The sequence below is a fragment of the Streptomyces sp. NPDC059895 genome, assembly GCF_042731035.1.
Lineage (GTDB): Bacteria > Actinomycetota > Actinomycetes > Streptomycetales > Streptomycetaceae > Streptomyces.
In genome coordinates, this window is sequence record NZ_JBHWKO010000006.1 from 77,060 (window position 1) to 89,428 (window position 12,369).

General features: G+C 75.3%; 11 protein-coding genes and 1 pseudogene. 9 read left to right on the forward strand and 3 right to left on the reverse strand.

Features of this window, described 5'->3' with window-relative positions:
* Window positions 1-53 precede the first annotated feature (53 nt).
* The 6 genes from ACFV9M_RS09375 to ACFV9M_RS09400 all read left to right on the forward strand — a co-directional run bounded on the left by ACFV9M_RS09375 (window position 54) and on the right by ACFV9M_RS09400 (window position 8,681).
* Window positions 54-974: a hypothetical protein gene (locus tag ACFV9M_RS09375; protein ID WP_385078771.1), complete on the forward strand. Its 921-nt coding sequence runs from the start codon at window positions 54-56 to the stop codon at window positions 972-974.
* Entirely contained in the window at window positions 974-3,160 is a 2,187-nt protein-coding gene (locus ACFV9M_RS09380; RefSeq protein ID WP_385078773.1) for a hypothetical protein, read from the forward strand. Before ACFV9M_RS09375 ends, ACFV9M_RS09380 begins: the two co-directional genes overlap by 1 nt.
* Window positions 3,157-4,596, forward strand: a complete 1,440-nt coding sequence (locus tag ACFV9M_RS09385; RefSeq protein ID WP_385078776.1) for a hypothetical protein — start codon at window positions 3,157-3,159, stop codon at window positions 4,594-4,596. The genes ACFV9M_RS09380 and ACFV9M_RS09385 overlap by 4 nt, the downstream gene beginning before the upstream one ends.
* A complete protein-coding gene (locus ACFV9M_RS09390; RefSeq protein WP_385078779.1) occupies window positions 4,593-6,374 on the forward strand; it encodes a protein phosphatase 2C domain-containing protein in 1,782 nt (593 codons plus the stop codon). Before ACFV9M_RS09385 ends, ACFV9M_RS09390 begins: the two co-directional genes overlap by 4 nt.
* Window positions 6,374-7,906, forward strand: a complete 1,533-nt coding sequence (locus ACFV9M_RS09395) for a hypothetical protein (protein ID WP_385078782.1) — start codon at window positions 6,374-6,376, stop codon at window positions 7,904-7,906. Before ACFV9M_RS09390 ends, ACFV9M_RS09395 begins: the two co-directional genes overlap by 1 nt.
* Window positions 7,907-7,979: 73 nt before the next feature.
* On the forward strand, window positions 7,980-8,681 hold the full coding sequence (locus ACFV9M_RS09400) for a VWA domain-containing protein (RefSeq protein ID WP_385078784.1): 702 nt from the start codon (window positions 7,980-7,982) through the stop codon (window positions 8,679-8,681).
* A gap of 54 nt (window positions 8,682-8,735) precedes the next feature.
* On the opposite strand, the pseudogene ACFV9M_RS09405 reads toward ACFV9M_RS09400, so the two are convergent.
* Window positions 8,736-9,341: pseudogene (locus ACFV9M_RS09405) on the reverse strand (STAS domain-containing protein); the annotation flags it as partial.
* A 225-nt stretch (window positions 9,342-9,566) separates the two neighbouring features.
* Here ACFV9M_RS09405 and ACFV9M_RS09410 point away from each other — a divergent pair.
* Both ACFV9M_RS09410 and ACFV9M_RS09415 read left to right on the forward strand, forming a co-directional pair.
* Window positions 9,567-9,971, forward strand: coding sequence for a MerR family transcriptional regulator (locus ACFV9M_RS09410; RefSeq protein WP_385078787.1), 405 nt, complete (start codon window positions 9,567-9,569; stop codon window positions 9,969-9,971).
* 219 nt (window positions 9,972-10,190) lie between these two features.
* Window positions 10,191-10,604 carry a hypothetical protein gene (locus ACFV9M_RS09415; protein WP_385078789.1) on the forward strand — a complete coding sequence of 138 codons (414 nt, stop codon included), beginning with the start codon at window positions 10,191-10,193 and terminating at the stop codon, window positions 10,602-10,604.
* A gap of 189 nt (window positions 10,605-10,793) precedes the next feature.
* Here the strand turns inward: ACFV9M_RS09415 and ACFV9M_RS09420 are convergent, their stop codons facing one another.
* Window positions 10,794-11,144 (reverse strand): helix-turn-helix domain-containing protein, encoded by a 351-nt coding sequence (locus ACFV9M_RS09420; RefSeq protein WP_385078792.1) that lies wholly within the window; start codon window positions 11,142-11,144, stop codon window positions 10,794-10,796.
* Between the two features lie 249 nt (window positions 11,145-11,393).
* Here ACFV9M_RS09420 and ACFV9M_RS09425 point away from each other — a divergent pair, with 249 nt between their 5' ends.
* A complete protein-coding gene (locus ACFV9M_RS09425; RefSeq protein WP_385078795.1) occupies window positions 11,394-11,768 on the forward strand; it encodes a hypothetical protein in 375 nt (124 codons plus the stop codon).
* Window positions 11,769-11,893: 125 nt separating this feature from the next.
* Here ACFV9M_RS09425 and ACFV9M_RS09430 read toward each other — a convergent pair whose 3' ends face one another.
* The gene (locus ACFV9M_RS09430; protein WP_385078798.1) at window positions 11,894-12,205 is read right to left on the reverse strand and encodes an SCO5918 family protein; all 312 of its coding nucleotides are present in this window, start codon (window positions 12,203-12,205) and stop codon (window positions 11,894-11,896) included.
* Window positions 12,206-12,369: the final 164 nt, after the last annotated feature.

Consider the following 12,369-nt stretch of genomic DNA (forward strand, 5'->3'; position numbering starts at 1 on the left):
TCACGGGGGTGGTGGTCCACGGTGTCGCACCTGTCGTAAGAAGGACGGATCCGATGAAACCCAAGGCTCAGGTCTACTCCATAGTCGTCGTCGACATCGAGCAATTCGGCCGACGCGCCAATCCGGTCCAACTCTGGCTCAGGGAAAGGTTGTACGAGATCGTTCGGAAGGCTTTCTCGGAATCGGGGATCGATGCCGAGAGCGGACCGAAACCGTCCGACCGGGGGGACGGATTCTTCTGGCTGCTGTCCGGAGTGGACCGCACCGAACTCACCGGGCGGTTCGTCGACGTGCTCGACCAGAAGCTGCGCGCACACGCCCGGACGAGCAACGAGCAGGGGGCACTGCGGCTGCGCGTGGCGCTGCACCAGGGCGATGTGACGGACGACGGGCCCGGCTGGGTCGGCGAGGAACTGAACACCGCCTGCCGCCTGGTGGACATCGAACCGCTGCGCACGGCGCTGGCGTCCGGGCCGCGGGCCGGTCTCGCGCTCGCCGTCTCCGGCGAGTGGCACCGCCAGGTCGTCCGCCACGACGACTCGTCCGTGGCGAGCGACACCTTCCGGTGCGTTCCCTTCGACGCCAAGGAGATCCGGGGCGCGTACGCCTGGATCAGGGTCCCCGGCTACGACGCTCCGCCCGGCATCTCCGGAACCCGCACCGCACCGGACACCGCGCCGGACACCGCGCCGGACCCCGCGCCCGGCACCCCGCCCGGCACCCCGCCCCACGCGGCCGCACCGGGCGCCGACGGCGGGGCCACGGGCGCCGACGGCGCGGCCGCGCACGGTGAGGGACGGCGCGGGGGCCGTGCGGCACCGGCCGGCCAGGGGCCCTTCGCGGGGGCCCGCTTCGACCGGGTGAACCAGATCTTCGGCGGGGACCAGATCGTCCACGGAAACCAGACGTTCCAGTGGGGTCTCGGCCCGGACGAGCCCGCCGCCCGTGACGGCGAAGACGGGAACGGTGCCTGATGGCAGACGCCCCGCCCCCCGGCCCGAAGCCCGGCCCGAAGCCCGATCCGATCCCCGACCCGCACGGCACCCCCGACGCCCAGCCGGGCCTGCGCGAAGGCCTCGCGGCGCTGCGCGGCACCCGCGGAGCCTCCGGGGAACGGCTCGACGCGGAACGCGACGCCGTCAACGGGCTGCGCGTCTCCGCGGCCCAGGTCTTCGGCGGCGACAACTACGTCTTCCAGCTCGGCGGCACCGCCGCCGGTCCCCGGTCCTACCGGCTGACCGCCGAGAACCTGGACGAGACCCGGGAGGCGTTCGCACCGCCGGACGGCTTCGACGCGGTCGCCCGCGAGGTGACGGCCCGTGCCGTCACCGTCCTGCGGGGACCGGCCGGCACCGGCAAGGAGGCCCTGGCCCGGGCCGCGCTCCAGCAGGCAGGACACCGCGTCCTGCACCTGCTCGAGCCCACGACCGACCTCGCCCTCCTCGACGACAAGGCCCTCACGCCCGGCGTCGGCTACATCCTGCCCGACCTCCCGCAGCGGGGCGCGGACCTGCTGAGCGCGTTCGAACTGCACCGGCTCGACGCCCTGCTGCGGCGCGCGGACTGCCGGCTCGTCCTCACCGCCCAGGCCGCCGTGCAGTTCACCGACCCGCGCGTACGGCCCGCCCTGACCGACGCGCCCGGCGCCCCGGACCCGTCCGCCATCGTCGCCCGGCAACTGGCCTGGCGGCTGGGCACGGCCGCCGCCGCCCGCGCCCGGCGCGTCCTCGCCCGCCCCGACGTCGCCCGGCTGCTGCACGACCAGCTCGGCGGCGGCGCGGACGCCGGGAGGGCGGCCGACCTCGGCCGTGACCTGGCCGAGGCCGCGGCGGCGGGCGCCGACGACGAGATCGTCGCCCGGGTCCGGGCCCGCAAGGACCTCCACGACGAACGCGCGGTCGCCCACTGGCTGCATGACATGGCCGACCTCGCCGAGCAGTGCCTCGCCATCGGCATCGCCGTCTTCGGCGGCGAGGCCTACGAGACGGTGGCCACCCTCTCGCGCGACCTGGAGGAACGGCTCCAGGTCGAGGAGAGCCCCGACAACCCCGTACGCCCCCGGGGGACCAAGCTCACCGGGACCCGCACCGCCCGGCTGGACGCCGTCCGCGCCGCGCTGGTCGACTCCGAGGTCGCGACCCGGCACGGCGGCGCCCGCGGCAAGGTCGTCCGCTTTCAGGACCCCGGCACCGCCCGACGGGTCCTCGACCACGTGTGGAGCGAGTACGACGAGATACGCGAGGCACTGCCCGGCTGGCTGCGCGACGCGGCGGCCCGGGGCCTGCCCACCGTCGGCGTACGCGCCGCGGTCGGCGCCGGGACACTCGCGCGGCACAGCTTCGAGACCGTACGGGCCCGCATCCTGCGGCCCTGGGCGGCCGACGAGGACGCCGAGCTGCGCGACGCCGCGGCCATCGCCCTCGGCGTCGCCGCCCGGGAGTCGGGCCACGCGCTCGCCGCGTACAACCTGGTCATGGCGTGGAGCGCGGACGACCACTCCCCGGAGCTGCGGGCCACCGCCGCGCGCGCCTGGCGCGTGGTCTTCGAGCACGACGGCGACGAACACGCCTGGGGCTGGCTGCACCAGCTGGCCGGCGCGCAGCACGTGGCCGTGATCGAGGCCCTGTGCCGCAGCCTCACCGAGTACATGGCCCTCGACAGCGGCCGGTACCGCTCCGACGCCCTCGACCTGCTCGACCAGTGGGCGGTCACCGGCCTGCACGACCCGCAGCGCCGGACCTTCGGCGAGCTGGCCTTCCTCTACGCCGCGGCCGACCTGGTCGGCCCCCCGCCCCCGTCCCCCGCCGGCCGGCCCGCGCCGCCCGGGGCACCGGTCTGGCCGGCGCTGCTCACCGCCACCGCCCACGATCCGGTGCAACGGGCGGACATCGCCGCCCTGTGGCGCCAGACGGTCAACTCGGCGCTCACGTACGGCATGGCGCACGAGGTCCTCACCGACTGGGCCCGGCTGGTCGACCACGACCCGCGCGGACGCGAGGCGCTCGCGGTCCTGCTGGCCGGCGTCGCCACCGACCGGCGCACCCGGGTGATCCTGCGGCACCTGGCCGACGGCTGGGTCCGCGGCACCGCGGGACACACCGCACCCCGTTCCGGCCACCGTCTACTCGCCCGTCTCGACGCAGGGAGCGGCACACCGTGACACCACAGGAAGCAGCACAGCAACCACTCTTCACCGGCCCGCTGCCCGTGAGCATGTCGGACCGGGGCGGCCCGGTCCGCCCGGGGCAGGCCCTCCTGTTCAGCAACGAGGAGGGAGATCTGACCGAACTGCCGCGCAAGCCGACGGCGTTCGGCTCCCTGCGCTACCGCTACCGGTACGAGGTGGACCTCTCGGACCACACGGTGAGCTGGTCGGAGCCACTGCAGAGCGGCACCGGCGGATTCCACTTCCAGGCCGCTTTCGAGGCCCGCTGGAAGGTCTCCGGCCCCGTGGAGGTCGTCCGCCGCGGCATCCGGTCCGTGCGCGACGGGCAGGAGGCGGTGTGCGTGGCCATGCGGGACCTGCTCTGGCCCCATGCCACGCGGTACGGGATCGAGCGGATGGAGGAGTTCGCCGGGTTCGTGCGCGGGTCGCTGTGCAGCCGGCAGCACCGGCTGGCGACCGGCCTCACCGTGGACTCCCTGACCGTGCGGATCTACCTCGACGAGGCCGCGGCCGGGCACCTGCGAGCGCTCAAGCAGCGCGACTTCGACAAGCAGCTCGCCGTCGCCGGACACGCCGTGGCGATGACCGAGCACACCCTCGACCAGGAGCTCCAGACCAGGCGCAGGGCGGCACTGCTGGCGGCGGCCCGCGGCGAGGGCGGCCTGCTGGTCGAGCTCATCGCCCAGGACCCGTCGAAGCTCCACGAGATCATGCGGGAGCTGGGCCAGCGCCACGACGTGGCGGTGGAGCAGAAGGGCCGGATGCTGCGGGACCTCGTCGAGGCGGGCCACATCCAGCCCGCCGAGGCCCAGCAGATGTGGTACGAGATGTACACCCCGGCGCCGCTGTTCGGCGGCGGGACCGCCGCGCTCCCGGCCCCGGGACCGGCCGCTCCTCCCGCACAGCTGACTCAGGGACCCGGTGCGGTCCCGGCGGGCCCGGCACCGGCCGGGACCGTGCCGTCCGGGACCGCGCCGGGTGCCGCGCCGGGCGCCGCGACGGCGGGCCCGGCCGTGGTGGCCGGCACGGTGGTTCCCCCGGCGGGCACCACCCGGCAACCGCCCAAGCCCCGGCGACGCGCGGGATCGCCGATGCCTCCCGCCGCCGGTTCCGCCGGTTCCGTCGGCCCCGCCGGTCCCGCCGGTCCCACTGCGCCCGTTCCGCCCGTCCCGCCTGTTCCGCCTGTTCCGCCCGCCTCGTCCCAGACCGCTGCCGGTGCCGGTGCCGGTGCCGGTGCCGGTGCCGGTGCCCCTGCCGCGCCCGTCCCTCCCGTCCCTCCCGCCCCTCCCGGCCCCTCGACCCCGTCGGCCCCTCCCGCTCCACGGAAGCCGGACGCGTCGGGGGACGGCTCGGCCAACGTCGTCGGCGAGACCCGGGTCGGCCCGCGGGGCGGTCGCGGCGGGCGGCGCGCGCCGGGAGCCGGATCGTGAGGCCCGGCCAGGGCCAGCACCGGGCCACCGACACACCGCGCACGGCCGGGGACCACTCCGGCGCCACCGGCGAGGGCCGGCCGTCCCGCGGTGTCCGGCCGGCCCGCCGTACCCGGCTGACCCTCACGTTGCTCGTGACGGGAACCGCACTGCTGGCGGGAGGAAGTGCCTTGTTCGGTTGGAAGGGGCTGGGCGTCACCGCGACGGGCGTCGCCGTGGCCGCCGTCGCCCGGGTGCTCCACCACGCGCTGCGCAACGACCCGGCGGACCGTGACCCGGCCGGCCGCGACCCTGCCGGCAGCGACCCGGCGGGCGGCCCGCAGGAGGGGCCCGGCGACGGCTACGTCCGCAGCGAGTTCGGGCTATACGGCAGCGCCGCCGCGCGACCGGAGGGCGACCGGGAGGCGCGTGCGGGGTCGGGGTCCGGGTACGGCCCGGAGGGCGGCGGTCGCGCACCGCGTGCGGGGGCGGGCCGGAGCGCCGGGACCGGGGTCGGTGCCGGTGCCGGGGGCGATCGTGGATCGCGTGCTCCGGCCGGGCGCGCCGCGCGGCCGCCGGCCTCCGCTCCACCGTCCCCGGAGGCCGAGGCCTTCCACTCGCCGACGCCGACGACGCCGGTGACCCCGCCGATCCCGGCGGCCTCGCCCCTCGGGGCCGGCCCCGGACGCCCGGCCGGCACGGCCGTCCCCGCGCGCCGCGCCCCCTCGACGCCGGGCGACGGGCTCCCCGTACCGCACGGCCGACCGGCCGCACCCGGGCTCAGCGGGTACGGGGAGCGGCCGGAGGGCCCCGGAACCACCGGCCAGGCCTCCCCACGGCCGGGGGCCGAGATCACCGAGGCCGTCGGCGGACCGGCGCCCGCCCCGGACGGCAGGGCCCCCGGACGGCGGGCGCGGGACGCGGAGTTCCCGTTCCCGGTGCCGGACGACCAGGGGCCGCCCGTGCTCGTCCGCGGCTCGCGCGCGTCCCGGGAGCCGTGGCGGCTGCCCGCCGAGCCGGGGCCGCACGGGCTGGCGGCGGACGAGGCCGCGCTGGGCGGGCTCACGGTCCGCGCCGCGTCGGTCGTCGGCCCCGGGCACCGGGCGCAGGGCAGGCCCCGGCAGGACGCGTACCGGATCGGCCGCGACCGCGCGGGCGAACACCTGGTGATCGCCGTGGCGGACGGCATGTCGGACAGCGCCCACTCCGACGTCGGCGCGCAGGTGGCCGTGTCGGCGCTGGTGAACGCCGTCCGCGCGGCCCTCGACGCCGGGACCCCGCTGGAGCGGCTGGACCACTGCGCCGCCTTCCTCAGCGCGGCCGGACAGATGATCGCGGTGGCGGAGCAGCGCGACTGGGACCCGGACACGGTACGGGCCGTCGCGGTCGTCGCCGTCGTGCCGGCCCGGCCGCACGTCAACGGCCGGCGCCGGGTGTGGCTGGCCGCGATCGCCGACGTCAGCGCGTGGCGGCTGAACGGCGACGACTGGGAGCGTCTGATCGGCGAGGAGAAGCACGGCTTCGACGCGTCGGCCGTCGCCCGGTACCTGCCGCACGACCCGCGCGGCGCCGACCACGGCATCGTGGAACTGCCGCCCGCCTGCGTGCTGGCGGTGACGACCGACGGGGTCGCGGACGCGTTCGCCACCGGACCGCAGGCCCGCCGGTGGTTCGCCGAACGATGGGCCCGGCCACCGGCCGTCGGCACCTTCCTCAACCAGGTCGGCTTCGACCAGGTCCAGATGCACGACGACCGCACCGCCGTCGTGGTCTGGTGCGACGACGAGGAGCACCGCTGATGGGCACCTGGTCCGACAGCCCGTTCACCTCCCGCGAGGAGCTGTCCGGCGTACCGCAGGGCACGGTGATCAGCCGGGACAACGGCGAGTCCCGGCTGGTGTACGAGATCGAGGGCAGCCCCGGCTGGCTCGCCAAGCTCTACAAGCGCCCCGCGGACGCCGGACGCGCCTCCGACCTCCAGCGCCTGGTCTACCTGCCGACCGTCATGTCCCAGGCGGACCAGGACCTGGTGGACCGGTGCCTGTCCTGGCCCACCACCCGCCTCTACGACGGCTCCGACCTCGTCGGCGTGGTGATGGCGAAGGCCCCCGACGGTTTCTACGCGCCCCTCAAGGCGCTGTCGGGCTGGAAGGACCCGGTACCGCTGCCGCTGGACTGGCTGATGCAGGACGCGGACAAGTGCGCCCAGGTCGGGTTGCGCCCGCCGGACCGCGGGACACGGCTGCGCGCGGTCGAGGAACTGCTGGCGGTGGGCGACCTGTTCGCCCGGCACGACATCGTGTACGGGGACTGGTCGTACCGCAACGCGCTGTGGAACCAGCACACGGGCGAGGTCTTCGTCATAGACATGGACTCCTGCGGGATCGGCTCCCGGGAGTGGGTGGAGTCGCCCGGCTGGGCCGACCCGCTGTTCCCCGACAGGTCGCGGCGGCCGACGGTGGCCAGCGACAGCTACAAGCTGGCCGTGTTGACGGTCCGCTGCCTCACCGCCCAGCGCCAGGACCCGCTCGACGCGCTCCGCGCCATGGAGGCGTCGACGGGGGACGCCTCGCTGACCGGCCTGCTGCGGCGGACGCTCACCGCGGCACGGCCGCAGGACCGGCCGGAGTGCGCGGAACTCCTCGCGGCGGTGCGGCGGATACGCGGTACGACGGCACCGGGGGGACCGGCCGCCGGGTCCGGGCCGGCGGCCGGCGCGGACAACGTCACCACCTGGGTCAAGGTCGGCCCCAGGGCCGGCTCCGCCGGGACCGCCCATAGCTCTCGTGCCGCCTCCGGCGCGGCGGGGGCGAACGGCGCCGCGGCGTCGAACGTGACGGGATCGGTGAACCTGCGCGACCGCTCGGCGGCACGCCCACCGGCCTCCGCCCCGACGCCCTCGCCCTCGTCCTCGTCCCCGTCCTCGACCGGTGGATCGGCCCGGCCCGGTTCCGGTTCTGGTTCCGGCTCCGCTTCCGGCTCCGGCTCCCGCTCCGGTTCCGCGTCCGCGGCGAACGGCTCCGGTACGAACGCCGCCTCGGCGCCGGGCTCCGTACCGCCCGCGTCCGGCGCCCCCCGGCCCGCCGCGCCCGGCACCCGCCGGCCCACCACGCCTCGCTCCACCACGGGCACCTCCCGGTCCACCCCCGGCCGGTCCACCTCCACCCCCGGCCGGGCCGCCGCCCGGCGCGCGGCGCCGGCGCGCGGCAAGGGCGGCCGCACCACCCCGGCCGCCTCGCGCCGTCCCTGGCGGCACGCCGGCTCCGCGGCGCTGCTCTGCGCGCTGATCGCCGTCCTGTGCGTCGCCCGGTTCGTCCTGGGCTGGATCTGAAACCCGCCCGCACACCCACCGTCCCGCACACCCACCGTCCCGCACCCCGCTCGAACAGAAGGAAGAAGAGCACATGACCGAATACACCGAGGACCCGGCGGGTTTCACCACCTTCAAGACCAAGGGCCTGCCGGCCTACCTGGTCCTCGACACCTCCACGTCGATGAAACCGTACGAGCAGCTGCTCAACGAGACGCTGCTCAAGATCTACGACACCCTCTACACCAGCCCCCAGCTGTCGGAGTTCATCCACCTGTCGGTGATCTCGTTCAACACGATGCCGCACGTCGTGACGTCGATGACCGACATCGAGGCGCTGGAGACCCTGCCCACGGTCAGCTGCGGCGGGTGGACCAACGTGGGGCCGATGTGCGAGCTGCTGAGGGCCCGGATCACCGAGGACGTCAGCGCCCTGGCCGGGGTCGGCGTCCAGGTCCTGCGGCCCGTCGTGTTCCTGCTGACCGACGGACTGCCCACGGACAAGCCGTCCGGCGCGTGGAAGCACGACCTGGACGCGCTCCAGGACCGCTCCTGGAAGCCCCGGCCGCACATCATCACGTACGGCTTCGGCGACGCCAGCGAGTCGGTGCTGAGCACGATCGCGACCGCCGCCGCGTACATCGCGGAGGACCCCGGCGGCGACAACGGCGAGGCCCTCTCCCAGGCCATGGGCAGCCTGCTGAACTCGCTGGTGGCGTCGGCCCGGGCGCAGAGCCTTCAGGTACCGGAGGAAGTGGAGGGCTACCGCACACTGCCGACCGACTACGTCAGCTGAGCCCGGACGGGCACCGCCCCGCGGTGCCCACCGCCGCAGGCGCCGCCCCGCCCGTCAGTGGCCGCCGGTGAGTCCGCCGCTGAGCGTTTCGTGGATGCGGGCGCTGTGCTCGTTCAGGCCGGTGAATCTCGACGGTCCTGCCGCGCTGGGCGTACTTGGTCTCGACGGCGTCGAGCGCGGCGACGGAGGAGGCGTCCCAGATGTGCGCGGCGGACAGGTCGATGACGACCCGGCCGGGGCCGTCGGCGTAGTCGAAGCGGCCGACGAGGTCGCCCACGGAGGCGAAGAACAGCTCGCCGGTGACCCGGTAGACGACGGTGCTGCCGTCGGGGTCGGTGACGGCGGTGACCTCGGCCAGGTGGGCGACGCGCTGGGCGAAGACGACCATGGCGGTCAGGGAGCCGACGACGACGCCGACGGCGAGGTTGTGGGTGGCGACCACGCACACCACGGTCACCACCATGACGGTGATCTCCCCGGCCGGCATCCGCTTCAGCGTCCTCGGCGCGACGGAGTGCCAGTCGAAGGTGGCCACCGACACCATGACCTGACGGCGACGAGCGCGGCCATGGGGATGTCGGAGACGACCGGCCCGAAGACGATGCACAGCACCATCAGGAAGGCGCCCGCCAGGAACGTCGACAGCCGGGTACGGGCGCCGCATGGGCACGCGCACGTTCTCTCCCGCGGACATCGGTCTTCGCCGGGGGCTTCGTCGGCCCCGACCCGGCTTACGGCGACGGGAGGGCGTCCCGCGCCAGGGGCATGGGCGGCGGTCGCCGACCCGGCACCCCGGCAAACCTACCCTAACGTTAGGGTAGGGATCGGCGCGGTCGTCGTCGCCGGCCGCCGCCGCAGCAGCGAGAGACGAGGAAGGCACCCCGCGTGAGCAGCGCGCACATGCAGATCGGCGAGGTCGCCGCACGGACCGAGCTGTCCCTGCGCACCATCCGGCACTACGAGGAGACCGGCCTCGTCGTCCCCTCCGCCCGTTCCCAGGGCGGCTTCCGCCTCTACACCGAGGCCGACGTGGCCCGCCTGATGGTCATCCGCCGGATGAAGCCGCTCGGCTTCACCCTGGACGAGATGCGCGCCCTGCTCGCGGCCACCGACCGGCTCGACTCGGGCGAGGCGCTGCCGCCCGGGGAACGCGAGGCACTCCTGGAGCGTGTGCGCGGCTTCGAACAGGCCGCCCGGCGCAGGGTCGAGGATCTGCGTACCCAGCTCTCCCGGGCGGAGGACTTCGCGGCCACACTGGCTGGGCGCCTCACACGGGCTTCCACGCCCTGAGCGGCCGCGTGCGAGGCCGAGTTCGAGTCGAGTTGAATCGAGTCGCGTCGCGTCGCGTCGAGTCGCGTCGAGTCGCGTTGCGTCGAGTTGGAGTCGGGTCGAGTCCAAGTCCCCGTCCCGCGGCCGGTCCTGACGGTGGCCGGTGCGGCGGCGGTGGGGTGAGGACGGGCAGCGAACCTCTCCCCGCCCAGCGGTGAGAGGCCGGAAGGAGCAGTGAACATGATCGAGTGGGCGCCCTTCGGGGTGGGAGCCAGGCCCGTTCCTCATCCCGTCGCCACACCCGTGGTGTGGTCTGCGGCCTTCGGTGGAGCGCTGGTGCTGGTGGCGCTCGTCAACGCCTTCGTCGGCCAGGACCGACCCGGGCTCGCCCTGGCGGCGCTGTCCGTGCTGGCCGCCCTGCTGGGGGTCTGCGCGCGCTTCACCGCGGCCCCCGGCACGGCCGTCCTGTGCTGGCTGTTCCTCAACGGCTTCGGCATTCCGCCCACGGGCACGCTCGACTGGGTCGGCCACCGGGACACCTTCTGGCTCGGCTGCCTGCTCACCGCCGCCCTCACCGGCACCCTCGCCGCCCGGCTGATGCACGCCCGCGCCGCCTACCGCCGCGTCGGCGGGGAAGCGGCGACGCGGCGGTAGGCGGCACGGCGGCACGGCGGTAGGGGCGGTAGTACGGCGCGGCGGCGCTCACCGCAGCGGACTGCTCGGGCTGTCCGCGACCGACGCGCGGACGCCGTACGCCGCCTACGCGGCCTACGCCGCGCGGCTCGTCGTCACCGGCATCGGCGTGACGCCGGCACCGCCGGCGCCCCGCGGGGCTGAGCCGGCTCAGTCGGACCGGAGGCCGGAGCCGCTCCTCGCCGCGTCCGCCGCACGGCGGTACTCGGCGTTGATGCGCTGCGCTTCCTCCAGCTGGTCCTCGAGGATGACGATGCGGCAGGCCGCATCGATCGGGGTGCCCTTGTCGACGAGTTCGCGGGCGCGCGCGGCGATCCGCAGCTGGTAGCGGGAGTACCGGCGATGCCCGCCCTCGGAGCGCAGCGGGGTGATCAGCCGGGCCTCGCCGAGGGCGCGCAGGAAGCCGGGCGTGGTGCCGAGCATCTCGGCGGCCCGGCCGATCGTGTAGGCGGCGTAGTCGTCGTCGTCCAGTCGATCGTTGAGCGGATTGCCTGCTGTCATGTCACCTCGATGTGCAACGCGTCGAGGGGCCCCGTGCCGTACGGCACCGGGCCCCGAGGGAATTCAACACCATGCGCCGGTTCCGCCGCTGTGCCGGTCCGCGGTGCCGGTTCGCGGTGCCGGTCTTCGAGGCCGGTCTTCTCGCGCGGCCCGGCCGGACGGCGGCCCCCGGTCCTCCGGCGGACCTTCTCCGGGACGCCACCCCCCGCGCGGGGCGGGTCCGACCGGTCCCTGAATAGAATCGATTCCATGCCGAACGCTGATGAGTTGCTCGTCTCCATCGCCGCCGTCGTGGAGTCGGAGCCGAGCAATCAGATGTCGCTGACCGTGGTGGCCGGCGGTGCCGTCATCACCGGCCGGCTGGCCCCCGAGGCCATGTGGCGGGAGCGGGTGGCGGAGGTCCTGCGCGCCTCGGACCGGCTGGGCCCGTTCTCCGGTGTCTTCACCGGCCACCGCGAGGAGGGGCCGCCCGACCACGACGAGGCACCCACGCACCTGCACTTCCACCTCGCGCGGATCCTCCAGGGCAGCCTCGGGATCCCCGAGACGGGCGGGATGTACCGGGTCGCGATCCGCGACGTCAGCGCCTGGACCGTGGGCGACCTCAGCTACTCCGACCGGTGAGCCGGTAGCCGGTAGCCGGTGAGCCACGGTGAGCCGGTGACAGCATGCCGCGAGGGTCCTGCCGACCATGTCGGCAGGACCCTCGCGGTGTCGCGGTGTGCCCGAGGGCGGCTACCGCACGTTCCTCACAGGTCCGAGGGCGCGGTGCCGCCGAGCAGCTGCCAGGCGGCCGGAAGCGGAGCGGGCGCGGGCTCCGGGGCGGGCTCGGGGGTGTGGCAGGTGAAGCCGAGGCGGGTCATGGCCCGGGTGACCTCACGGCTGGTGAAGTCACGGCGGTCCTGACGGGTGATGACCTCGCCCACCTGCTTGACGGAGTAGCGGCGGCGGCCGATGGTCACGGACTCCCCCGTGACCGGCTCGGGCTTGACGCCCTTCATCGAGGCGAGGACTCCCTCGCGGGTCAGCTCGAAGGGGTACTGGGCGATGACACAGCGCATGGTGCCTCACAGGGGGAGAGGGGTGACGGGCCGGCCGGAAGGAATCCTCGGCCGCGGCCCCGCCGACGCGGGCGCCCTGCGCCGGCGGGACCTGCGCCGTGCCCGGCGGCCCCGGGCCGGGGGCGCGGGCGGGCGGGGCGGGGCGGGGGGGGGCGCGGGGGGGG